The following is a 20,542-nucleotide window of genomic DNA, read 5'->3' on the forward strand; positions in this document are numbered from 1 at the left end:
GTACGCAGGGTCATGGATGTGGTTTCCTTCCAGGGCATGAAGTGGCACCTCGACCGCGTCAGAAATCAGCAGCGAGGTGTAACCCATGTCCTGGCACATCTGTTACCTGTGTCTCCGGTCCATACACGTGGCCAGAGAAAAGTAACCAAAAGAGAGGCCACCCCACTTCCGCGCCTTCCGGGCATAAATGCCCGGAAAGTCCGCGTGCGGGTTGCGGGGTTTGTCGACAGTCCATCGGGCAACCGCTCCTGCGTTGCCTCAACTCGGGCATCCATGCCCTCGCCATGGACTGACGCCAAACTGGTTCGCATCCATGCGAACCACCCTGCGGGCTGATCCTCCACCCGCCCGCCGCTGCACAGGGGAATGAAGATCAAGAGCAACGCGCTCCCGCGCGCCAGACCAGGGCTTCGCGACCTCGGCGACCTGAAGACGGGGATGGAACTGCGGTTGCGGTTGCGGTTGCCGTTGCCGTTGCCGTTGCCGTTGATCTTCACTCCCTTGTGAGGCGGTGAGGCGCGGTCGACAAGGCCGCGCAGCGGGAGTCGACATGGATGTCGGCTCCTTTTCGTCAGGGCACGATGCCCTGTCGAAAAGCCCGGCCGCGGCTCACGGACTTGCCGGGCAAAGCCCGGCAAGCGCCGAGGAGTGTGGCCTTCTCTTTGGTGACTTTCTCTTGGCCACTCAAGAGAAAGTTACCCGCGCGCCGCAGGCGCACGAAACGCCCTTGCTCCACAAGACGTCAAGAGCGAGCGACCAAGCATCGCGCTTAACTTCCTCCGTCCCAGTTTCGCATCCGTTTCTTCTGCCCCCTGTTTCCCCTTCGCTCATCCGCGGCGGCGTCTACGCAGGGCCCCCGATGTACGCGCATCATTTAAGCGCTCAACGGATGCTGCCTCTCCCATCCACACCGAGGTCCATAGAGATTCATACAGAGAAAACAGCGAGTACGCACAGAAACAGAAGACCGATGGAAAAAAAAATGAAGCGTATTGATCAAAAAAGCTTACAAGAAAGAAAACAAAACACGCCGCACAAAGGACAAAACACGAACGATAAAGCGACTCGACGAGCGCATTATACCTATCATTATCACGGACGTGCCTAAAATCCTCGCCATCCTGGATAACACCAAATAATCTAGGAAATATAATCGCGATCCATATCCCAAATATCGTAACCACCACCCCTTCAACAGAAATAATCACTCCTAGAAAAGTCGAAATCTTCCCCAAATCCAAATAATCGATAGCAAAGGACACAATGGTGAGCCCGACAAGCAGCGCCACCCGTACTAGGGAATACTTAACTGACCCTTTGTATAATATCGCCAAGGCTTTCATTCAGGATCTCAACCAAGTGATCAATATCAATTGTTCCCGACTCAGTCCTACGAATGTCCTTTGATATTTTCTCGCGGCAAATTGATCCACTCAACCAATGTTTCTTTTGAGCATCTCTTGCCAAGATGAACCCGACATCGGTCCATCCATCATCAAGAGCGGTTTGTTCATACTCGTCAAATATTTTTTGCAACTTATCTTCAGTAAGGCGAATTTTAAAGTCGTACTCAAAATCAATATCTGCCCGCAACCGTCGATTGGGCTCTAAACCAAGAAACCCAAAAGTCATATCGAGGTAAGTTCGATGAGACTCTATCACCGGCCGGATTAATTTCCTGTGCACAACCTTTCTGATGTTGCCAACCTCCCGTCTAAACCAATCCAAATTGCTCGCCCTTCGACTCATCGACGTAGCAAACTCGGGGAGGAAATTTCCGGTGACGCTCTGTTGGTCCTCGGCATAACCAAGCAGCTTATCATTCTGTTGCCAAACGCACCATTTTGCTGATTCCTGCATAAACCCGAGCACGAACCGCTTAAAAGCGCTCATACCATTCAATCGTTGCTCGAAACGAAGATTGAGCAATAAATTTTCCTGCGGCAGCAAAACAAAAAATGCCGGATAGCCCGGCACCGATAACGCATCAATTGCCACAGTGCTAACTTCAGCCTCACCTATCGCCGAGCCGGCTGAGATTAACTGAACCCCGTCCTCGACACTAGAAAGTTCGTTCCACGTCACTACCAAGACAGCCCGATCTGAAGCCAGTGGTTTAATGTCCAAACAAAATGTTCGAAGAAAAGAGTCATCTTGCGATGGCTCATAAGTGCACGACTCGCCAATGGATGCCAAGCCGCCTAGCCATTCCTGAATATCCTCTAAGACCAAGCCAAGATCGCAAAAACTATCGGCGGCATCCTCGTCATGGTACCGACACACGGATATCCCATATAGGGTCGCCGTTATATCTTCCATCCCTGATCTCCTGTAAGCATGTACCGTGGCGTGAAACTCGCCATCTGATGCATCAAGTTATCCACGCTCCCAACAACCGCAATTCCGAGAGATCGAAAATAACAAAAATAGGCGGAATTTATTAGCCGCCAAAGAAACAAAAAGCCTTCATCATCTTATTCACAAGATGACGCCCCATCTTATGGCTAATGCGACCGATCAACTTTCCGCCCATTTTTCAATCGCGCACGTTACGATCAGTCAAACAGACCGAGCTGATTCTGGTCGTAATCAATGCGCCGATTACTCGACCTACCGTTTTCATGCATATCTCGCACGAATTCCGCCATAGCCAGCTTGTATCCTTCGGCGAACACCCCAAGCATCTCGCGCAACTCTGCGGCACTCACTCGCGGAACCAAAGATGCATCAACGACCCGCAGCTCTCGGCTGAATTTTGGACCTGGCGCGCTGAAATCAACGAGCTGGAACTTAGCGGTGTCGAGATCAGGATCTTGGAGCAAGACATTGTCAACAACCGTCGCAAATAGCGAAAGGCGCTGTCCAGTAAGCGGATTTTTCTTCCAGAAAATAAGCCAAGGAAAGCATATCCCGTTCTCGGATCCAAATAGAAATGGTGGATTAAACGGAATCTGCAAGTCCCGACCAACTGGGTAGAGCCTTGGCGTTATGTCCTGGAAGAATGTCGGATGAGCTCCTTCAAAATACTCAGATATCAAAGGCATCAGTCCAACAAAGTTATCCCTAACCTGTTTCCGTTGAATTCGCTGCTCAAATCCACGAATGACATCTTGATACGGTATCTTGAAGAGACACATGTCACGCACTGCGTCATACAACGGGGCGTAGCTGAATGTTGGCGAATTTCTCGTCAATGCGATTAAAGTTCGCGCTATCACCTTGGGTTCAGGATGCCAAATTCTAGAAAGATGCTGAAGTGAAGGAACTTTTAGCTTAACCATCACAGCTCCATTGAATTAGCAAAACGCAGGTTGCCTACACGCGTAAAAATCAAGAATCGATTCGTCGGTAATTGTCATGCCTGGATTTACATCGCCGTCATGGCACCAAACTCTCTGCCAAGGTCCATCCGTAACATGAGCTAGATCAACTAACGAACCAGGACTCAACTTGCTATAAACGCGAACGACCTGCTGAAGAAGCTGCGTAACTTTGATGTCAAAATGATATGGAACGACCTGTAGCTCACCAGTGATCGGATCTAATCCTTTTGATCTTGTAGTTATTGGTTTACGCTCGAATTCTTTGAAATCGCGATAAAGGTATTGAAGAACTGGACCAAACTGCCAGGCCTCGAACCGCTGTTTAACAAGGGGCTGCCTGAGCTTGACTAGCGACCATACATGACAGAAGTAGACTATTTTCTGTAATGCGAGATTGGTAATGGGGCGTCCTTCACGCTGGCATTCATCCAGGACGAAATTTGCTAGAGCACGCCCGTTTCCGATCATTTGTGGTCACCCGCACTTCGAATACCCACAATTCAAACAAGTCTGGCAGTTGTCCATCAATACCAGCGCCTTCGTATTGCACTTGTCACACATCATCGACCCCGCCGGAAACGTCAACGCCTCCCCCGCGCCAGCTTCCCCGGCCGCAGCCCCGGCATCGGCGCTTTTCTTCGTGCCAGCAGCTTCATAAGCGGCGCGCTTCTCGGCAATCAGCTTGCGCGTAGCCTCATCCATCTCCGGATCATGGATCAGCCCGATGTTCTTCATGTGCTGCTCGATCACCGCGCCGATCTCGGCCACGATGCTCGGCATGTACACGCCGCCCGCCTTGAAATAACCACCGCGCGGATCGAACACCGCCTTCATCTCCTCGGCGATGAACGTCACGTCGCCGCCCTTGCGGAAGACGGCGGACAGGATGCGGGTGAGTGCCACGATCCACTGGAAGTGGTCCATGTTTTTCGAGTTGATGAAGATCTCGAAGGGGCGGCGCTGTTCGTATTTGGTGCCGGCGTTGAGCACGATGTCGTTGATGGTGACGTACAGGGCGTGCTCGAACAGCGGCGACTTGATCTTGAAGGTGGAGCCGACCAGGGATTCGGGGCGCTGGACGCTCTCGTGCATCTGGATCACTTCGGCGGTCGGCGCGGCCTTGGGCGCGGCGGGGGTCGCGGGCGCGGCGACGGCCTTGTCTTCGGGTTTCACGACGTTGTAGCCGGTGATCTTCTTGTTGATCTTGATTGCCATGGTTTCGCTTCTTTGAATGGGTGGCGTGCCGCCGGCGTGATGCCGGATCGCTGCACTGGTGTTCGGCTCCGCGCTACGCGGAGAAATGCCCGGCCCGGCGCGGGGCCGGACCGGGCGTGTGGCTATTTCCCTCGACCGGCGACTTTTCTGGCGGCGGTCTTGCGTGCCGTCGTGGCGCTCGGTTTGCTGCTGGCAGTGGACCTCTTGGCCGTCTTGGCGACGGCCTTCTTGCTGGCGGACTTTGCCGCCTTCACTGGCGCGGCCTTTTTGGCCGTCTCTTTGCTGCTGACTTTCGCTGTGTTGTTGATGGGCGGCTTGCCGGCCACTTTCCTGGCGACGGCGGCTTTCTTCGCCGCAGGTTTCTTGCTGGCGGTTTTCACGATGTACGGCGGTACGACCTTGCCCGCGGCTTTCGTGGCCGGTTTCGCGGCCGCCTTTTTCGCGACCGCGCGCCTGGCTGGCGCGGCTTTCGGTGCCGCTTTCGCGGCAGCCTTCGGCGATGCGGCCTTTCTTGCGACGGCTTTCTTCACCGGCGCCTTGCGTTTCGCCGCGGCGTGGGCCCTGGCGTCCAGCGGCGCGGCGCCCATCGATTCGATCGTGGGCAGCACGGGTAATACCAATGGCCCTGTGCGCTCGTCGGCGCTGAATGCGTCGCCTTTGTTGGCCGGTGTATCGATAGGGGTTGGCATGCCGTGCTCCGTCGATGAGGGTGCGACGCGGACGCGCGCCCGGCTGGGCGCGCGTGCCTAGAACTTGCCGTAATAGCCTTCTTTCAGGGCGTCGAACAGGTTGGCGGCGGAGTGCATTTCGCCGTCGTATTCCACCTGCTCGTTGCCCTTCAGTTCCATCACGCTACCGTCTTCCAGTTCGAAGCGGTAGAGCGTGTTTTCAAGGTCGGATTCCTTCACCAGGACGCCCTGGAACGCGGCCGGGTTGAAGCGGAACGTGGTGCACCCCTTCAGGCCCTGCTTGTAGGCGTAGAAGTAGATGTCCTTGAAGTCCTCGTAGGGGTAATCAGTGGGCACGTTGGCGGTCTTGGAGATGGACGAGTCGATCCATTTCTGCGAGGCGGCCTGGATGTCCACGTGTTCCTTCGGGCTGATGTCGTCGGCGGCCACGAAGTAGGCGGGCAGCTTGTTCTCGACCTCTTCGGCGAACGGCTTGGCGTCGGCGTTGATCAGCGCGCGATAGGCCAGCAGTTCGTAGCTGAGCACCTCGACGCGCTCCTTCGACTTCTTGCCCTCGCGGATCACGTTGCGCGAATAGCTGTGCGCGAAGCTGGGCTCGATGCCGTTGCTGGCGTTGTTGGCCAGCGACAGCGAGATGGTGCCGGTGGGCGCGATGGAACTGTGGTGGGTGAAGCGCGCGCCGGTTTCGGCCAGCGCGTCCACCAGCTCCGGCGCCACGGTGGCGATGCGCTGCATGTAGCGGCTGTACTTGGCGTGCAGCACGCGGCCGGGGATGGCGTCGCCCACCTTGTAGCCGTCGGTGACCATTTCCGGGCGCTTGCGCAGCATGTCGCCGGTAACGGTGAACTCCTGCGTCAGCACGGGTGCGGGGCCTTTTTCCTTGGCCAGCTCCAGCGCCACTTCCCAGCCGGCCACGGCCAGCTCGCGCGACACGTCCTCGGTGAATGCCACCGCGTCGGCGGTGCCGTAGCGGTGCTTCAGCATGGTCAGCGTGCTGCCCAGGCCCAGGAAACCCATGCCGTGGCGGCGCTTGCCCATGATCTCGTTGCGCTGCTGCTCCAGCGGCAGGCCGTTGATCTCCACCACGTTGTCGAGCATGCGGGTGAACACCTTCACCACCTCGCGGTACTCGTCCCAGTCGAAGCGCGCCTTGGGGCCGAACGGGTCGCGCACGAAGGTGGTGAGGTTGATCGAGCCCAGCAGGCAGGAGCCGTACGGCGGCAGCGGCTGCTCGCCGCAGGGGTTGGTGGCGCGGATGTGCTCGCACCACCAGTTGTTGTTCATCTCGTTGACCTTGTCGATCAGGATGAAACCCGGCTCGGCATAGTCGTAGGTGGACACCATGATCATGTCCCACAGGTGCCGCGCGCGGATGGTGCCGTAGATCTTGCAGGCGACCAGGCCGTCTTCGCGGTCCACGTAGTTCTCATGGATGGGCCACTCGCGCCACACCACCTTGGTGGGGTCGGCGAGGTCGACCTCGTCCTTTTCCTTGACGTGCACGGGGAACACCAGCGGCCAGTCCTGGTCGTGCTCCACCGCCTGCATGAAGCCGTCGGTGATCAGCAGGCTGAGGTTGAACTGGCGCAGGCGGCCGTCCTCGCGCTTGGCGCGGATGAACTCCTTGGCGTCGGGATGGCTGATGTCGAACGTGCCCATCTGCGCGCCGCGGCGACCGCCGGCGGAGGACACGGTGAAGCACATCTTGTCGTAGATATCCATGAACGACAGCGGGCCGCTGGTGTACGCGCCGGCACCCGACACGTACGCGCCGCGCGGGCGCAGCGTGGAGAATTCATAGCCGATGCCGCAGCCGGCCTTCAGCGTGAGGCCGGCCTGGTGCACCTTCTCCAGGATGTCGTCCATCGAGTCGCGGATGGTGCCCGACACCGTGCAGTTGATGGTGGAGGTGGCCGGCTTGTGCGCCAGCGCGCCCGCGTTCGAGGTGATGCGGCCGGCGGGGATCGCCCCGCGGCGCAGCGCCCACACGAAGCGCTCGTACCAGTGCGCGCGCAACTCGGGCGTGGTTTCCACGTCGGACAAGGCGCGCGCCACGCGCTGCCAGGTGGCGTCGACGTTGGCATCGACGGGCTCGCCCGCCTTGTTCTTGAGGCGGTATTTCTTGTCCCAGATATCCTGCGATGCGGGCTGCAGCGGGATGTCCACGGCGTCACGACTCACGGCGGTACCTGCGGCTGGTGCACGGACTGTGCTCATTGGATTTCCTGACCTCCCGGTACCTTGCGGCCCCGTTGGTGTTGATGCGGTGTTTTGGATGATCGGCACGGCCGAAAGTGGCGTTTCGGCGCGGTTTTCTGCGGTGTTTGATGGCTGCTGGCAGCGGCCTTGCCCTCCCCCGAGGATAGCGCAACCGGCACCAGCACTTGTTTGATTACCGTAAGGCAGACACAAGATGTTGTGGTTGCGAACGGAGAAGGAAGGTAACCCCGACAACCGCCGATGTAAAGTGGCTGAGCAGCATGGGTGCAGGAAACTGCGACGCCGGAACCGCGCGGCGCGCCTGCAGTCGAAACTGCGCCGATCACGTCAAGGAGAACCCGATGTCCCGCCACCTTTTTCGCGTCCATCGCTGGCTGGCAACCCTGCTGATTGCGCTGGCCAGCACGGCCTTGCCGGCGCCGGGGCGTGCCGCGCTGCCGGCGGCGGTCGATGGCCAGCCAATGCCGTCGCTGGCGCCGATGCTGCAGCGGGTGACGCCGGCCGTGGTGAATATTTCCACCCGCACCCGGGTGCAGGTGCGCGATGCGTATTTCGACGACCCGATGGTGCGCCAGTTCTTCGGCCTGCCCGCTTCGCCGCGCGAGCGGGTGGAACAGAGCCTGGGCTCGGGCGTGATCGTGGATGCGGCCAAGGGCTACGTGCTGACCAACAACCACGTAGTGGGCGGCGCCGACGACATCAGCGTGACGTTGCAGGACGGGCGCACGATGAAGGGCAAGCTGATCGGCACCGACCCGGATACCGACGTGGCCGTGGTGCAGATTCCCGCGGTGAAATTGCAGGCGCTGCCGCTGGCCGACTCATCGCAGCTGCGGGTGGGCGATTACGTGGTGGCGGTGGGCGACCCGTTCGGGCTGGGGCAGACGGTGACCTCGGGCATCGTCTCCGCGCTGGGCCGCTCCGGGCTGGGCCAGGACGCGTCCGGCATGGGCGGCTACCAGAACTTCATCCAGACCGATGCCTCGATCAACCCCGGCAATTCCGGCGGCGCGCTGGTGAACCTGCGCGGTGAACTGGTGGGCATCAACACGATGATTTTCTCGCCCTCGGGCGGCAATGTGGGCATCGGCTTTGCCATCCCCAGCAACCTCACCAGCTCGGTGATGAGCCAGTTGTTGGCGCACGGCAAGGTGGAGCGCGGCAGCCTGGGGCTGCAGACGCAGACGATCACGCCGCGCATTGCGCAATCGCTGGGCTTGAAGGACAGCAAGGGCGTGGTGGTCACCAGCGTCACCGCGGACGGCGCCGCCGAACGCGCGGGGCTGCAACCGGGCGATGTGCTGACCGCGTTGAACGGCGAACCGCTGCGCAGCGTGCAGCAGTTGCGCAACGCCGAAGGGCTGTTGCCGCTGGGCAGCAGCGTGCGGCTGGGCCTGCTGCGCGATGGCAAGCAACGCGAGGTGAACGCCACGCTGAGTCCGGAGAAACTGGCCACGCTGGATGGCAGCCAGCTCGACCCACGCCTGGCCGGCGTGCGCTTCAGCGAATTGAGCCAGCGCCAGCGCGACCAGGGCATCCACGGCGTGGCGATCAGCGCGGTGCAGCCGGGCAGCCGCGCGGCACGGGCCGGGCTGGAATCCGGCGACATGCTGATCGGCATCGGCAACCAGCGCATCGTCAGCCTGCGCATGCTGCGCGGACTGGCCGGCGTGCACCTGCGGCAACTGGTGCTGGTGGTGGCCGATGCCGACGGCAGCCATTACGTGCTGATCCAGTAAGCGCCGGCTGTTCAGCTTTCCGCGGGAGCGCCTGCGGAAAGGGTTGGCGGTGCCATGGAGGCCATCGGGATCGTGCCAGCCGCGGGAAAAACTTGATGTTTCCCCGGCGGACCGCTGAAATGCCGGGTCTGCTTCACCAATTTCGCGATGGTGAAGCGACATACTCGCGCTTTCTCGTCCACCCACGCCGGGGCTCTCCATCGTCATGTCTGTCCGTCTTGCCTGTTTGTTGTCCGTCGCCCTGATCGGCGCCAGCCTCGCCACACCGTCCTTCGCCAAGAAAAGCCATGCCCACAAGGCCAGCGCCAGCAAGAGCGCCGGCCCCACCCTGATCTGGCGCGGCGACGTAGCCACGGCGCAGGGCGTGGTCAGCGAAGTGGCCGCCGCCTGGAAAAAGGCCGGCCACGGCAATATCGAGCTGCAGCCGTTCAACACCGCTTCGGGCATCGACGCGGTGGCCAGCGGCACGGCCGACCTGGCCGGCAGCGCCCGCGGCAGCGACGGCAGCGCGCAGAACGCCAACCTGGTGTTCACCCCGGTGGCGTGGGACGGGCTGGTGGTGATTACCCAGGCCTCCAACCCGGTGAACAACCTCAGCCTGAAACAGGTGCACGACATCTACTACGGCAGGATCCACAACTGGAGCGAGGTGGGCGGCCGCAATGCGCCGATCGACGTATACGCCGTGGCCAGCCCCGGCGACGGCGTGGAATACAGCCTGCGCAGCCTGCTGTTCGGCCGCGGCAACCAGCCGGTGGCGGCGCCGCGCCTGTACGTCAACACGCACAAGCTGGAAGAAGGTGTGGCGCTGAACCCGAACGGGCTGGGCGCCGCCACGCTGTCGGACATCCAGGGCAACCGCAAGCTGAAGGCGCTGTCGATCGACGGCGTGCCGGCCACCGTGGCCAACGTCGCCGACGGCAGCTACGTGCTGTTCACCCCGCTCTACCTGGTGACCAACCCGCGCAGCCCCAAAGCCGCGCAGGTGCAGGCGTTCGTCGATTTCATGCATACCGACCCGGCCAAGGAAGCGCTGCGCAAGCACGCCGTGCTGCCGTTCGAGGATGGCAGCGCGCTGACCGCGCTGGACAATTCGCGACGCGACAAGATCCTGGCCGCCGTGGGTGCGCGCCGCCGCACCCCGGTGGCCGCGCCGGGTGCCACCTATGCCGCGGGCGCGGCGATCGCCCCCACCTCGCCCAAGACGCTGGCCGCCCGGACGGCGATGGAGGAGCGCAAGGCCCCGACCCCGCCGCCCGTGGCGCCGGCGCCGAGCAAGCTCTACACCGTGAGCAAGGGCGACACGCTGTCGGTGATCGCCAAGAAGCACGACCTCACCGTGGCGCAGCTGCGCGACTGGAACCACCTGAAGAACGACAACCTGAAGATCGGCCAGGTGCTCCACCTCGGCAACAAATAGACGGCTGAACGCAGGTGCATATCCTGGCGCTCACGCTGGACCTGGATGACACCTTGTGGCCGGTGCTGCCGGCGCTGCAACGCGCCGACGAGGCGGTCGACGCGTGGTTGCGCCAGCATCACCCGGACGTGGCGCTGAAGTGGCCGATCGACGCGATGCGCGCGCTGCGCCTGCAGGTGGCGGCCGAGCGCACCGACCTGGCGCACGACTTCACCACCCAGCGCCAGCTCACCCTGCAGCAGGCCTTCGACGCCTGCGGCGTGATCGAGGCGCCGGTCGACGCGCTGTGGGAAATCTACTTCGCCGCCCGCAACGCGGTGGAGCTGTACGCCGACAGCCTGCCCGCGCTGCAACGCATCGCCGCCCGCGTGCCGCTGGCCAGCCTCACCAACGGCAATGCCGACCTGCACCGCGTGGGCATCCATACCCATTTCGCCCACCACGTCTGCGCCCGCGACACCGGCTTCGCCAAACCCGACCCGCGCATTTTTCAGGCCGCTGCCGATTGCCTTGGCGTGGCACCGGCCAACATCCTGCACGTGGGCGACGACCCGGCGATGGACGTGGCCGGCGCCCGCGATGCCGGCCTGCGCACGGCCTGGATCAACCGCCACGGCGAACCCTGGCCCGAGGCATTGGGCGCAAGGCCTGACCTCGACCTGCCCGACATGGCCGCGCTGGCCGACTGGCTTGACGCGCAAGCTTGAGCAAGCCCGGCGCAATGCGCGCAAAATGGGCGATTCACCGCGCGCGTGGGCACGCGCCGGCATCACCGAATTACGAGGAGACCGCATGTCCGCCCTGATCGAACGCCAGCCCGGCGACCGTCGCAGCATTGCCATCGAAACCACCGACGCGGCCCATCTGGCCGCCACCCGGCGCCGGCTGGACGCGAGCCAGCGGCGCTGGCTGGCCGAGACCGGTTTCGATGCCGCGCCGGGCAGTTTCGCCCTGCTGGCGGATGCGTCCGGCAAGCTGGTGCGGGTGCTGGCCGGCGTCGATCCGCGCGACAGCCTGGCTGCGCTGGCCGCCCTGCCCTGCACGCTGCCCGAGGCCACCTATCACCTGGCCGCCGAAGGCGTGCTGGCCGACCCCGCGCAGGCCGCGCTGGGCTGGGCGCTGGGCGCGTACCAGTTCAGCCGCTACCGCCAACCGCGCCGAGCGCCTGCGAAGCTGGCAGTGGCGGCGGACGCGCTGAAGCAATTGGCGCCGCTGGTCGACGCCACCTGCCTGGTACGCGACCTGGTCAATACGCCCACCGAGGATATGGGCCCGCAGCAGCTGGCCGACGCCGTGCGCCGGCTGGGCAAGACGCATCGCGCGAAGCTGCGCGAATGGGTGGGCGACGAACTGCTCGCCGCCAACTTCCCCACCATCCACGCGGTGGGCCGCGCCAGCCACCGTGCGCCACGGCTGGTCGAACTCAGTTGGGGCAAGGCCAGCGATCCGAAGCTGGTGATCGTGGGCAAGGGCGTGTGTTTCGACACCGGCGGGCTGGATCTGAAATCGGCCGACGGCATGCGCTGGATGAAGAAGGACATGGGCGGCGCGGCACACGCGATCGCGCTGGCCGCTCTGGTGATGCAGGCGAAACTGCCGGTGCGGCTGACCTTGCTGATCCCCGCCGTGGAGAACGCGGTGGCAGGCAATGCAATGCGTCCCGGCGAGGTCATCACCACGCGCGCCGGCCACACCGTCGAGGTGGACAACACCGACGCCGAAGGCCGGCTGATACTGTGCGACGCGCTGGCCTACGGCGCCGAGCAGAAGCCCGCGCTGATGATCGATTTCGCCACCCTGACCGGCGCCGCGCGCGTGGCGCTGGGGCCGGACCTGCCGGCACTGTTCGGCAATCGCGATGCATTGGCGGACGACGTGGTCGCCGCCGGCCACGCCGTGGCCGATCCGTTGTGGCGGCTGCCGCTGTGGCGGCCGTACCGCAAGCTGCTGGATTCGCACCTGGCCGACTTCGCCAACGCCGGGCCGTCGCGCCATGCGGGCGCGATCACCGCGGCGCTGTACCTGGAGCGCTTCGTGCCCGACGACATCGACTGGCTGCACCTGGACACCTACGCCTGGAACGACGCCGACCGCCCCGGCCGCCCGCGCGGCGGCGAGGCGATGGGGCTGCGGGCGGTGTTCGCCGTGTTGCAGCAGCGCTTCGGCTGAACCCACCCGGCTGTTGTAGGAGCGACTTCAGTCGCGATGCTCTTTGTCGAAAGCTGAAAAGCATCGCGGCTGAAGCCGCTCCTACAGGATTTGCGGCTCGGCGGACAAAAAAAGGCAGCGCAAGCGCTGCCTTTTTCTTTGGCGATGCCTACGCGCTCAGTGCACAGGCGCGCTTGAGGCGGACGCGGGCAGCGAGGTGCTGGCCACGGTGTTCAGGCTGAACTTGCCGCCGTAGGGCAGGACTTCGGCGGCGAGTTTTGGGTCGGCCTTGATCAGGCCGACCGCGTCGAACAGCACGTGCGCGCTTTCGTCCAGCTGCACGTCCTTCGCTTCCTTCGCCTCCTTCTCTTGCTTCAGCTCGCTCTTCAGGCTGCGCTCGTTCGGATTGAGGCCATCGTCCAGCCGGCTGCTGACGTCGTCTTCTTCATCGAGCAGGTTGGTGGTGCCGTCGATGGCCTTGTGCCGCGCGCGGAAGCTGGCCTGGATGGCGTCCTGCTGCTTGCGCTCGGCCTCGCGCGTGGCCAGGTTCAGCGAGATCGACTTCTTGCCGCGCATGATCTTGTACTGGGCCAGCTCGTCCAGCATCAGCTGCCAGGCCGGCGACTTCACCACGCGCGCATCGTGCATCTGCTCGAGCTTGGGCAGGTATGCCTTCATGTCGGCGATCGGCTGGTACTGGGCCGGCGGGATGTGCGTCCACTCCAGTGCGTTGTCGTAGGTGGATTCGCCGAAGTCTTTCTCGTCGCCATTCTTCGGGAACGCGATGTCCGGAGTGACACCCTTCAGCTGGGTGGAGCCGCCGTTGATGCGGAAGAACTCGGCGATGGTCATCTTCAGCTCGCCGTATTGCGGCTTGTCGCTCTCGCTGCGGCTGAAGCGGTCCAGGTCGACCAGGTTCTGCACCGTGCCCTTGCCGAAGGTAGGCTCACCGATGATCAGGCCGCGGCCGTAATCCTGGATCGCGGCGGCGAAGATCTCCGAGGCGGAGGCGGTGCCGCGGTTGACCAGCACCGCCAGCGGGCCGCTCCAGGCCATGCCCGGGTCGTCGTCGCCCTGCGCTTCGGCATGACCCTTGGCGTCGCGCACCTGCACCACCGGACCGGTGTCGATGAACAGGCCGGTCATGGCATTGGCCTCGGCCAGCGAGCCGCCGCCGTTGTTGCGCAGATCCATCACCACGCCCTGCACGCCGGCCGTCTTGAGCTCGCCCAGCAGCTTGGCCACGTCGCGGGTGGCGCTCTTGAAGTTCTTGTCGCCCTCGCTGCGCGCGCCGAAATCGGAATAGAAGGTGGGCAGCTCGATCACGCCGATCTTGCGGGTGACGTCGCCATCCTTGATCTCAACGATCTTCTTCTTGGCCGCCTGCTCCTCGATGCTGACTTTCTTGCGCACCAGGGTGACGAACACGTGCTTGCCATCGAGGCCGGTGTCCGCCGGCAGGATCTCCAGCCGCACGGTGGTGTCCTTCTTGCCGCGGATCTGGTTGACCACGTCGTCCAGGCGCCAGCCGATCACGTCGGTGACCGGGCCTTCGGCGCCCTGGCCGATGCCCACGATGCGGTCGCCCACGTGGATCTTGCCGGATTTCATCGCGGGCGCACCCGGCACCAGCTCGCGGATCTGGGTGTAGTCGTCGCGCGCCTGCAGCACCGCGCCGATGCCTTCCAGCGACAGCTTCATCGCGATGTCGAAGTTCTCCGCCGCGCGCGGCCCCAGGTAATCGGTGTGCGGGTCGGTGGTTTCCGCGTAGGCGGTCATGAAGGTCTGGAACGCGTCCTCGCTGTCCAGCTGCTTCACCCGCTCGATGTAGCCGGTGTAGCGCTTGGTCAGCGTCTTGCGGATCTCGTCATCGGGCTTGCCGGCAAGCTTCAGGCGCAACCAGTCGTTCATGGTGCGCTTGCGCCACAGGTCGTCCAGTTCGGCCTTGTCTTTCGCCCAGGTGGCGTCCTTGCGATCGAAGGTGTAGCTCTCGTCGGCGTTGAAGTCGAAACCCTTAGCCAGCAGGCCGCGCGCAAAGGTCATGCGATCGACGGCGCGGTGCAGGTAAAGATTGAAGATGGTGAACGGCGCGGACAGGTCCTGGTTCCAGATCGCGTCGTCGAGCTTGGTTTCCAGCGGCCCGAACGTGGCCATGTCGGCCTGGGTGAAGAACACCTTTTCGCCGTCCAGCATCTTCAGGTAGGCCTTGAAGATGCGGGCCGACATCGCGTCGTCCAAAGGCTGCGCGTCGTAGTGGAAGCGCGTCAGGAAGCGCGCCGACAACTGCGCCGCTTCGGCCTCGGTGGTGCTGGGCACCAGCGGCCATACCGAAGCCTTGCGATTTTTCTGCCCGGCGCCGAGATCGGCGGCGGACTGCGCGCAAACGCAGGTGGTGGTGATGGCGAGCAGCAGGGCCAGCAGGGGGCGAAATTTCATGGATTCTCTCAGGCGTGCTCGGTGACGCCGGCTGCATGGGCCTGCAGGTCGGCGTGATAGGACGACCGCACCAGCGGGCCGGAGGCGACGTGATGGAAACCCATCGCCTCACCGGCTTCGCGCAACGCGTCGAATTCCTCGGGAGTCCAGTACCGCACCACCGGGTGATGGTGCGGCGTGGGCTGCAGGTACTGGCCTATGGTGATCATCTCGACGTCATGGGCGCGTAGATCGCGCAATGTCTCGATCACCTGATCGTACGTTTCGCCAAGGCCCAGCATGATGCCGGACTTGGTCGGCACGTCGGGATGCTGCGCCTTGAAGCGCTTGAGCAGGTCCAGCGACCACTGGTAATCGGCGCCCGGACGCACTTCGCGATACAGGTGCGGCACGGTTTCCAGGTTGTGGTTGAACACGTCCGGCGGAAAATCCTTCAGCACTTCCAGCGCCCGCTCCATGCGGCCCTTGCCGCGGAAATCGGGGGTGAGGATCTCGATCTTGATGTTGGGGCTGGCGTGGCGTGTGGCGCGGATGCACGAGGCGAAATGGCTGGCGCCGCCATCGCGCAGGTCGTCGCGGTCGACCGAGGTGATCACCACGTATTTCAGCCGCATGTCGGCGATGGTCTGCGCCAGCCGCGCCGGCTCCATGGTATCCGGCGGCTGCGGCCGGCCATGCGCCACGTCGCAGAACGAGCAGCGCCGGGTGCACACTTCACCCAGGATCATGAAGGTGGCGGTGCCCTTGCTGAAGCATTCGTGGATGTTCGGGCAGGACGCTTCCTCGCACACGGTGACCAGCGCGTTCTCGCGCAGGCGTGCCTTCAACTGCTGCACCGCGTTGCCTTGCGGCAACCGCACGCGAATCCAGGATGGCTTGCGCAGCGTCGGCACGGCGGTATCGAAACCGGCGCGGTTCAGCGCGATCTTGTCGCTGCCCAACTGCTTCTCGGGCGCGCCGGCGACAACGCTGATCGGGATGGTCTTGGAGGGGGAAAGGTTGCTCATGGAAACGCCTGGATCGATCAAGCCTGGGCCGCTGCGCGGGCGGGGAGTTCGGGTAGCACGGGGGCGGTCGGTACGGCGGAGAAACCGAACTGGCGGCAGAATTCGCCGATCAGCACATCCTCGACGTCTGCCAGCCGTGTGGGGCCGGCCAAGTCTAGCATTTGCGTGACCGCCAAACCCTTGTAACCGCAAGGATTGATGCGCTGGAACGGCTCCAGATCCATGGCCACGTTGAAGGCCAGCCCGTGGAAGCTGCAACCGCGCCTCACGCGCAAGCCCAGCGCCGCGATCTTGGCCTCGCCCACATAGACGCCCGGCGCGCCGTCGCGGCGCACGGCGGTGATCTGCCAATGCGCCAGCGTGTCGATGATCGCCTGCTCGATCCGATGCACCAGTTCGCGCACGCTGACGCCCACGCGGCGCAGGTCGATCAGCGGATAGGCCACGATCTGCCCGGGGCCGTGATACGTCACCTGGCCGCCGCGATCCACCGGAATCACCGGGATGTCGCCGGGCGCCAGCACGTGCTCCATCTTGCCCGCCTGGCCCAGCGTGAATACCGGATCGTGCTCCAGCAACCACAATTCGTCGGCGGTATCGGCCACCCGGTTGTCGGTGAACGCACCCATCGCCTTCCACGTCACCGCGTAGGGCTGGCGGCCGAGGCGGCGAATTTTCAAAGGCCGGGAATCGGGAATGGGGAATGGGGAATCGTGGGTCACGGCAAGATTGAAAACTTATGGAGCCTCATGCACAAATGAAAATGGGGAGCCTGGAATGGCTTTTCCATTCCCCATTCCCGATTCCCGGCCTCACAACGTATACCGGATATCCGGACACTCGCGCAGCGCCACATGCGCTGCGTCGTATTGCTCACGGTTCTCGCAGCGGAAGCTGACCGTGACCGAGACGAAATTGCCGCCGCCGGAATGCCGGTGGCGCACGCTTTCGTGCAGCACTTTCAGCCCCGCCTGCTCCAGCAGTTGCGGCACCTTGGCGGGCAGGTCGGCGCTGGCGCTGCCCACCGCGGTGATCTCGAAATCACCCGGGAACTGGAATCCCTTGCCTTCCTGCTTCGCCTTGGTGAAGTCGATCGGTTGCATTATTTCGCGTCCGCGGCCTGTTCGGTCTTGTCCTTGCTGCCGTGGAACCACAACAGGATGGTGTCCCACAGGCGCGAGAAGAAACCGCCCTTCGGCGCATCGGCCAGCGCCACCAGCGGCACGTTCTGCACCGGCTGGCCCGCCAGGGTGACACGCAGGGTGCCGACCTGCTGGCCCTTCTTGAACGGCGCGATCAGGGTGGCGGGAATGTCCATGGTGGCCTTGAGCTTGTCGTAGTCACCGCGCTTGACCGTCACCCGCACGTCCTCGGCGGCGCCCAGCGGCAGCTGGTTGCTTTCGCCCTTCCACAACCGCGGTGTCACCAGCGCCTTGCCGGCCTCGTACAGCTTGTGCGTTTCATAGAAGCGGAAGCCGTAGTTGAGCAACGCCATCGCCGAATCGGCGCGCGCCTTCTCGCTGCTGGCACCCATCACGATGGCGATCATCCGCGACTCGCCCTGCTTGGCCGATGCGGCCAGGCAGTAGCCGGCGGCCGCGGTGTGGCCGGTCTTGATGCCGTCCACGCTGGGGTCGCGCCACAGCAAGGTGTTGCGGTTGTGCTGCTTGATGCCGTTCCACTCGAACTCCTTCACCGCGGAGATCGCATAGTCCTCGGGGAAGTCGTGGATCAGCGCGCGCGACAGGATCGCCACGTCATGCGCGGTGGTGTAGTGGTTCTCGATCGGATAACCCGACGCGTTGCGGAAGTTCGAGTTCACCATGCCCAACTGCTTGGCGTAGGCGTTCATCAGCGCCGCAAACGAGGACTCGGAACCGGCCGTGTGCTCGGCCAGCGCGATCGCCGCGTCGTTGCCGGACTGGATGATCATGCCGTACAGCAGGTCCTTCAGCGGCACCTGGCTGTTGAGCTTGAGGAAGCTGGTGGAGCCGTCGGTGCCAGCACCGCCGCCGCGCCAGGCGTTCTCGCTGATGGTGACCGGGTCACTCATGTGGACCTTGCCGTTGGCGACCTCGGCCGAGACCACGTAGTCGGTCATGATTTTGGTGATCGACGCGGGCTCCACGCGCAGGTCCGGCTCCTTGCTGGCCAGGATCTGCCCCGTGGCGTAATCCATCAGCACCCAGCTCTTGCCGTCGACATCCGGCGGCGGCGGCACCGGCGCGTCGGGCACCACCGGGCGCGGCACGGGCGACGGGCGCGGTGGCGTCTGGGCGAGCGCAACGCCGAACAACAGGCTGGCGGCGGCAAACGGGATCAGGGTGCGGCGAAGAAAATTCATCGTGTGATTCAGTCCGGTCTTGAGGTCGGCGGCGCGATCGCCGGCGTCGGTGAAAAAGTGCTGCAAATTTGCTCAGTCTACCGCGACCTGCGGTCGTGGCAGGCCCATGCCCTCGATCCGGGCACTGACCGCATCGGCGCGATCGACATCCACCAGCGGCCCGACCCGCACGCGGCGCACGCGCTGCCCGTTGACGTCGACATCGCTGACTTGCACCGCGCCCACGTTGGCCTCGCGCAAACGCTGCGCCAGGCGATTGGCGTTGTCGGTATTGGCGAACGCGCCCACTTGCAGATACAGCCCGGGGTGCCGGCGTGTGACCACGGGCGGCGGCGGCAGTTCCTGACCCGGCTGTCGCGGATCGATACCGCGCACCTCGACCAGGCCGGTGCCCTTGGGCCAGATGCCGATCCGCACCGCCGCGGCGTAGGACAGGTCGATCAGCCGGTTGGCGTGGAACGGGCCGCGGTCGTTGACCCGCACGATCACGCTCTTGCCGTTTTCCAGATTGGTCACCCGCGCGTAGCTGGGCAGCGGCAGCGTGGGGCTGGCGGCGCTGAACGCGTACATGTCGTAGGTTTCCAGGCTGGAGGTCTTGTAGCCGTGGAACTTGTTGCCGTAGAACGAGGCGATGCCGCGCTCGTCGTAGCCGCGCGCCGTGGGCAGCACCTTGTAGCTGCGGCCGAGCACGGTATAGGGCGACTTGTTGCCATATAGCGAACGCGGCTCGACCTTGGGCACCGGCTCGATCAGCTTGCCGATGTCGGGAATCGGGCCGTCCGGAATGCTGTCGCTGCGATCCCGGTAGCGGCTGCTCTGCGGCCGGCTGAGGTCGTCATGAAAGCGGTCGCTGGAGGACGACGACGCGCCCGCACGAGAGCTTCCCTGCTGCTGGGTGGCATGGCCGCCGCGCGAGGGTTTCGTCTTGTGCCCGCCGCAGCCGGCCAGCAGCGACAACGCGGCCAGCGCCAGCGACGCGTGCCACCACTTCATCGCGCGCTATCCACCTGGCCGACGCCGGCGGCGATCGCCTGCGCCAGCTGGTGCACCGACATCGCATACAGCGGACTGCGGTTGTAGCGGGTGATGACGTAGAAATTCTGGAACGTGAACCAGTATTCGGGCCCGTTGACGCCATCGAGCGTCTGCAAGGTGGTCATCTGCGCGGGCGGCAGCGACTGCAGCGGCGCGTAGCCCCAGGCTTCCAGTTGTTCCAGCGGCCATTGCGGGCGGCTGTCCTTGATGGTGATCGGCCGCGCGCTGGCATCGGGCTGCGCGCGCGCCGCCACCGGCTCGCCGCTGACCCAGCCGTGGCCGGCGAAATAATTGGCCACGCTGGCGAAGATATCCGGCAGCGAACCCTGCAGGTCGATGCGACCATCGTGGTCGGCATCCACCGCGAAGTCGCGGATGCTGGTGGGCATGAACTGGCCCCAGCCCTGCGCACCGGCGTACGAGCCGGTGAGCGTGTCGAGCGGGCCGGCCAGGTGATTGGCCGGCATTTCCAGCAGCTCCTTCAATTGCTCGCGAAAGAACTTCGCCCGTGGCGGGTAATACAGGCCCAGCGTGACCAGCGCATCGAGCACCTTGTAGCTGCCGGTATTGCGGCCGTAGCTGGTTTCCACACCCACGATCGCCACGATGTACGAAGGGTCCACGCCGTATTGCGTGCCGATGCGCTGCAACAGGTCGCGGTGTTCGCGGTAGAACGCGATGCCGTCGTTGATGCGCTTGTCGGTGACGAAGATAGGGCGGTAATCGCGCCACGGCTTGGCTTCGGCCGGGCGGCTGATCGCATCGAGAATGCTCTGCTGCCGCTTGGCGCCGTCGAGCAGCGCGTTCAAGGTGGCGGCATCCTTGCCGGTATCGCGCACCACCTCCTGCACCAGCGCCGCCTGGCCCGGATGCGTCTGCGCCGATACCGGCGCGACACACAACAGCAAGGGCGCGATGAGGGCGGCCAGGAAACCGGCAGGGCGCGAGGCGCGGATTACAGTCATG

The 20,542-nt window shown here is 63.5% G+C and carries 18 protein-coding genes; 5 read left to right on the top strand and 13 right to left on the bottom strand.

Going from position 1 to position 20,542, the window contains the following annotated elements; all coding sequences use genetic code 11:
• Window positions 1-827 precede the first annotated feature (827 nt).
• The 5 genes from ACFPK0_RS16725 to ACFPK0_RS16745 form a co-directional block, all read right to left on the bottom strand.
• A complete protein-coding gene (locus ACFPK0_RS16725; protein WP_377342380.1) occupies window positions 828-1,343 on the bottom strand; it encodes a hypothetical protein in 516 nt (171 codons plus the stop codon).
• Complete coding sequence (locus tag ACFPK0_RS16730) at window positions 1,306-2,319, bottom strand: hypothetical protein (protein WP_377342382.1); 1,014 nt, start codon at window positions 2,317-2,319, stop codon at window positions 1,306-1,308. The genes ACFPK0_RS16725 and ACFPK0_RS16730 overlap by 38 nt, the downstream gene beginning before the upstream one ends.
• Before the next feature lie 236 nt (window positions 2,320-2,555).
• On the bottom strand, window positions 2,556-3,281 hold the full coding sequence (locus ACFPK0_RS16735; RefSeq protein ID WP_377342384.1) for a hypothetical protein: 726 nt from the start codon (window positions 3,279-3,281) through the stop codon (window positions 2,556-2,558).
• Between the two features lie 15 nt (window positions 3,282-3,296).
• Window positions 3,297-3,791: a Panacea domain-containing protein gene (locus ACFPK0_RS16740; RefSeq protein ID WP_377342386.1), complete on the bottom strand. Its 495-nt coding sequence runs from the start codon at window positions 3,789-3,791 to the stop codon at window positions 3,297-3,299.
• 6 nt (window positions 3,792-3,797) lie between these two features.
• Complete coding sequence (locus tag ACFPK0_RS16745; RefSeq protein WP_377342388.1) at window positions 3,798-4,538, bottom strand: TSCPD domain-containing protein; 741 nt, start codon at window positions 4,536-4,538, stop codon at window positions 3,798-3,800.
• Between the two features lie 159 nt (window positions 4,539-4,697).
• On the opposite strand from ACFPK0_RS16745, the gene ACFPK0_RS16750 reads away from it, so the two are divergent.
• Entirely contained in the window at window positions 4,698-5,288 is a 591-nt protein-coding gene (locus tag ACFPK0_RS16750) for a hypothetical protein (protein WP_377342391.1), read from the top strand.
• Here ACFPK0_RS16750 and ACFPK0_RS16755 read toward each other — a convergent pair.
• The gene (locus tag ACFPK0_RS16755; RefSeq protein WP_377342393.1) at window positions 5,285-7,444 is read right to left on the bottom strand and encodes an adenosylcobalamin-dependent ribonucleoside-diphosphate reductase; all 2,160 of its coding nucleotides are present in this window, start codon (window positions 7,442-7,444) and stop codon (window positions 5,285-5,287) included. The genes ACFPK0_RS16750 and ACFPK0_RS16755 overlap by 4 nt on opposite strands.
• Before the next feature lie 344 nt (window positions 7,445-7,788).
• On the opposite strand from ACFPK0_RS16755, the gene ACFPK0_RS16760 reads away from it, so the two are divergent.
• From ACFPK0_RS16760 to ACFPK0_RS16775, 4 genes are all read left to right on the top strand, one after another.
• Entirely contained in the window at window positions 7,789-9,186 is a 1,398-nt protein-coding gene (locus ACFPK0_RS16760; protein WP_377342395.1) for a DegQ family serine endoprotease, read from the top strand.
• 205 nt (window positions 9,187-9,391) lie between these two features.
• Complete coding sequence (locus tag ACFPK0_RS16765) at window positions 9,392-10,606, top strand: substrate-binding domain-containing protein (RefSeq protein ID WP_377342397.1); 1,215 nt, start codon at window positions 9,392-9,394, stop codon at window positions 10,604-10,606.
• A 14-nt stretch (window positions 10,607-10,620) separates the two neighbouring features.
• Entirely contained in the window at window positions 10,621-11,313 is a 693-nt protein-coding gene (locus ACFPK0_RS16770) for an HAD family hydrolase (RefSeq protein ID WP_377342399.1), read from the top strand.
• Between the two features lie 85 nt (window positions 11,314-11,398).
• On the top strand, window positions 11,399-12,775 hold the full coding sequence (locus ACFPK0_RS16775) for a leucyl aminopeptidase family protein (RefSeq protein ID WP_377342402.1): 1,377 nt from the start codon (window positions 11,399-11,401) through the stop codon (window positions 12,773-12,775).
• A gap of 156 nt (window positions 12,776-12,931) precedes the next feature.
• Here the strand turns inward: ACFPK0_RS16775 and ACFPK0_RS16780 are convergent, their stop codons facing one another.
• The 7 genes from ACFPK0_RS16780 to mltB form a co-directional block, all read right to left on the bottom strand.
• Window positions 12,932-15,190 carry a carboxy terminal-processing peptidase gene (locus ACFPK0_RS16780; RefSeq protein WP_377342405.1) on the bottom strand — a complete coding sequence of 753 codons (2,259 nt, stop codon included), beginning with the start codon at window positions 15,188-15,190 and terminating at the stop codon, window positions 12,932-12,934.
• 8 nt (window positions 15,191-15,198) lie between these two features.
• Window positions 15,199-16,197 (bottom strand): lipoyl synthase, encoded by a 999-nt coding sequence (lipA, locus tag ACFPK0_RS16785; RefSeq protein WP_056085563.1) that lies wholly within the window; start codon window positions 16,195-16,197, stop codon window positions 15,199-15,201.
• A 17-nt stretch (window positions 16,198-16,214) separates the two neighbouring features.
• On the bottom strand, window positions 16,215-16,877 hold the full coding sequence (gene lipB, locus ACFPK0_RS16790; protein WP_377342408.1) for a lipoyl(octanoyl) transferase LipB: 663 nt from the start codon (window positions 16,875-16,877) through the stop codon (window positions 16,215-16,217).
• 132 nt (window positions 16,878-17,009) lie between these two features.
• Complete coding sequence (locus ACFPK0_RS16795; RefSeq protein ID WP_056085565.1) at window positions 17,010-17,300, bottom strand: YbeD family protein; 291 nt, start codon at window positions 17,298-17,300, stop codon at window positions 17,010-17,012.
• Entirely contained in the window at window positions 17,300-18,541 is a 1,242-nt protein-coding gene (locus ACFPK0_RS16800) for a D-alanyl-D-alanine carboxypeptidase family protein (RefSeq protein WP_056608799.1), read from the bottom strand. Before ACFPK0_RS16800 ends, ACFPK0_RS16795 begins: the two co-directional genes overlap by 1 nt.
• A gap of 72 nt (window positions 18,542-18,613) precedes the next feature.
• The gene (locus tag ACFPK0_RS16805; protein ID WP_377342412.1) at window positions 18,614-19,534 is read right to left on the bottom strand and encodes a septal ring lytic transglycosylase RlpA family protein; all 921 of its coding nucleotides are present in this window, start codon (window positions 19,532-19,534) and stop codon (window positions 18,614-18,616) included.
• Window positions 19,531-20,541 (bottom strand): lytic murein transglycosylase B, encoded by a 1,011-nt coding sequence (gene mltB / locus ACFPK0_RS16810; RefSeq protein WP_056085567.1) that lies wholly within the window; start codon window positions 20,539-20,541, stop codon window positions 19,531-19,533. Before mltB ends, ACFPK0_RS16805 begins: the two co-directional genes overlap by 4 nt.
• Between the last annotated feature and the right edge of the window lies 1 nt (window position 20,542).

Source organism: Rhodanobacter ginsenosidimutans (genome assembly GCF_042655685.1).
GTDB lineage: Bacteria > Pseudomonadota > Gammaproteobacteria > Xanthomonadales > Rhodanobacteraceae > Rhodanobacter > Rhodanobacter ginsenosidimutans.

Excerpts from the sequence above, each read along its gene's own strand:
- ACFPK0_RS16730 (WP_377342382.1), bottom strand. The coding sequence starts at position 2,319 with ATGGAAGATATAACGGCGACCCTATATGGGATATCCGTGTGTCGGTAC.
- mltB (WP_056085567.1), bottom strand. The coding sequence starts at position 20,541 with ATGACTGTAATCCGCGCCTCGCGCCCTGCCGGTTTCCTGGCCGCCCTC.
- ACFPK0_RS16765 (WP_377342397.1), top strand. The coding sequence starts at position 9,392 with ATGTCTGTCCGTCTTGCCTGTTTGTTGTCCGTCGCCCTGATCGGCGCC.
- ACFPK0_RS16745 (WP_377342388.1), bottom strand. The coding sequence starts at position 4,538 with ATGGCAATCAAGATCAACAAGAAGATCACCGGCTACAACGTCGTGAAA.
- ACFPK0_RS16795 (WP_056085565.1), bottom strand. The coding sequence starts at position 17,300 with ATGCAACCGATCGACTTCACCAAGGCGAAGCAGGAAGGCAAGGGATTC.
- ACFPK0_RS16800 (WP_056608799.1), bottom strand. The coding sequence starts at position 18,541 with ATGAATTTTCTTCGCCGCACCCTGATCCCGTTTGCCGCCGCCAGCCTG.
- ACFPK0_RS16780 (WP_377342405.1), bottom strand. The coding sequence starts at position 15,190 with ATGAAATTTCGCCCCCTGCTGGCCCTGCTGCTCGCCATCACCACCACC.
- ACFPK0_RS16805 (WP_377342412.1), bottom strand. The coding sequence starts at position 19,534 with ATGAAGTGGTGGCACGCGTCGCTGGCGCTGGCCGCGTTGTCGCTGCTG.
- lipA (WP_056085563.1), bottom strand. The coding sequence starts at position 16,197 with ATGAGCAACCTTTCCCCCTCCAAGACCATCCCGATCAGCGTTGTCGCC.
- ACFPK0_RS16725 (WP_377342380.1), bottom strand. The coding sequence starts at position 1,343 with ATGAAAGCCTTGGCGATATTATACAAAGGGTCAGTTAAGTATTCCCTA.
- ACFPK0_RS16755 (WP_377342393.1), bottom strand. The coding sequence starts at position 7,444 with ATGAGCACAGTCCGTGCACCAGCCGCAGGTACCGCCGTGAGTCGTGAC.
- ACFPK0_RS16775 (WP_377342402.1), top strand. The coding sequence starts at position 11,399 with ATGTCCGCCCTGATCGAACGCCAGCCCGGCGACCGTCGCAGCATTGCC.
- ACFPK0_RS16740 (WP_377342386.1), bottom strand. The coding sequence starts at position 3,791 with ATGATCGGAAACGGGCGTGCTCTAGCAAATTTCGTCCTGGATGAATGC.
- ACFPK0_RS16760 (WP_377342395.1), top strand. The coding sequence starts at position 7,789 with ATGTCCCGCCACCTTTTTCGCGTCCATCGCTGGCTGGCAACCCTGCTG.
- ACFPK0_RS16735 (WP_377342384.1), bottom strand. The coding sequence starts at position 3,281 with ATGGTTAAGCTAAAAGTTCCTTCACTTCAGCATCTTTCTAGAATTTGG.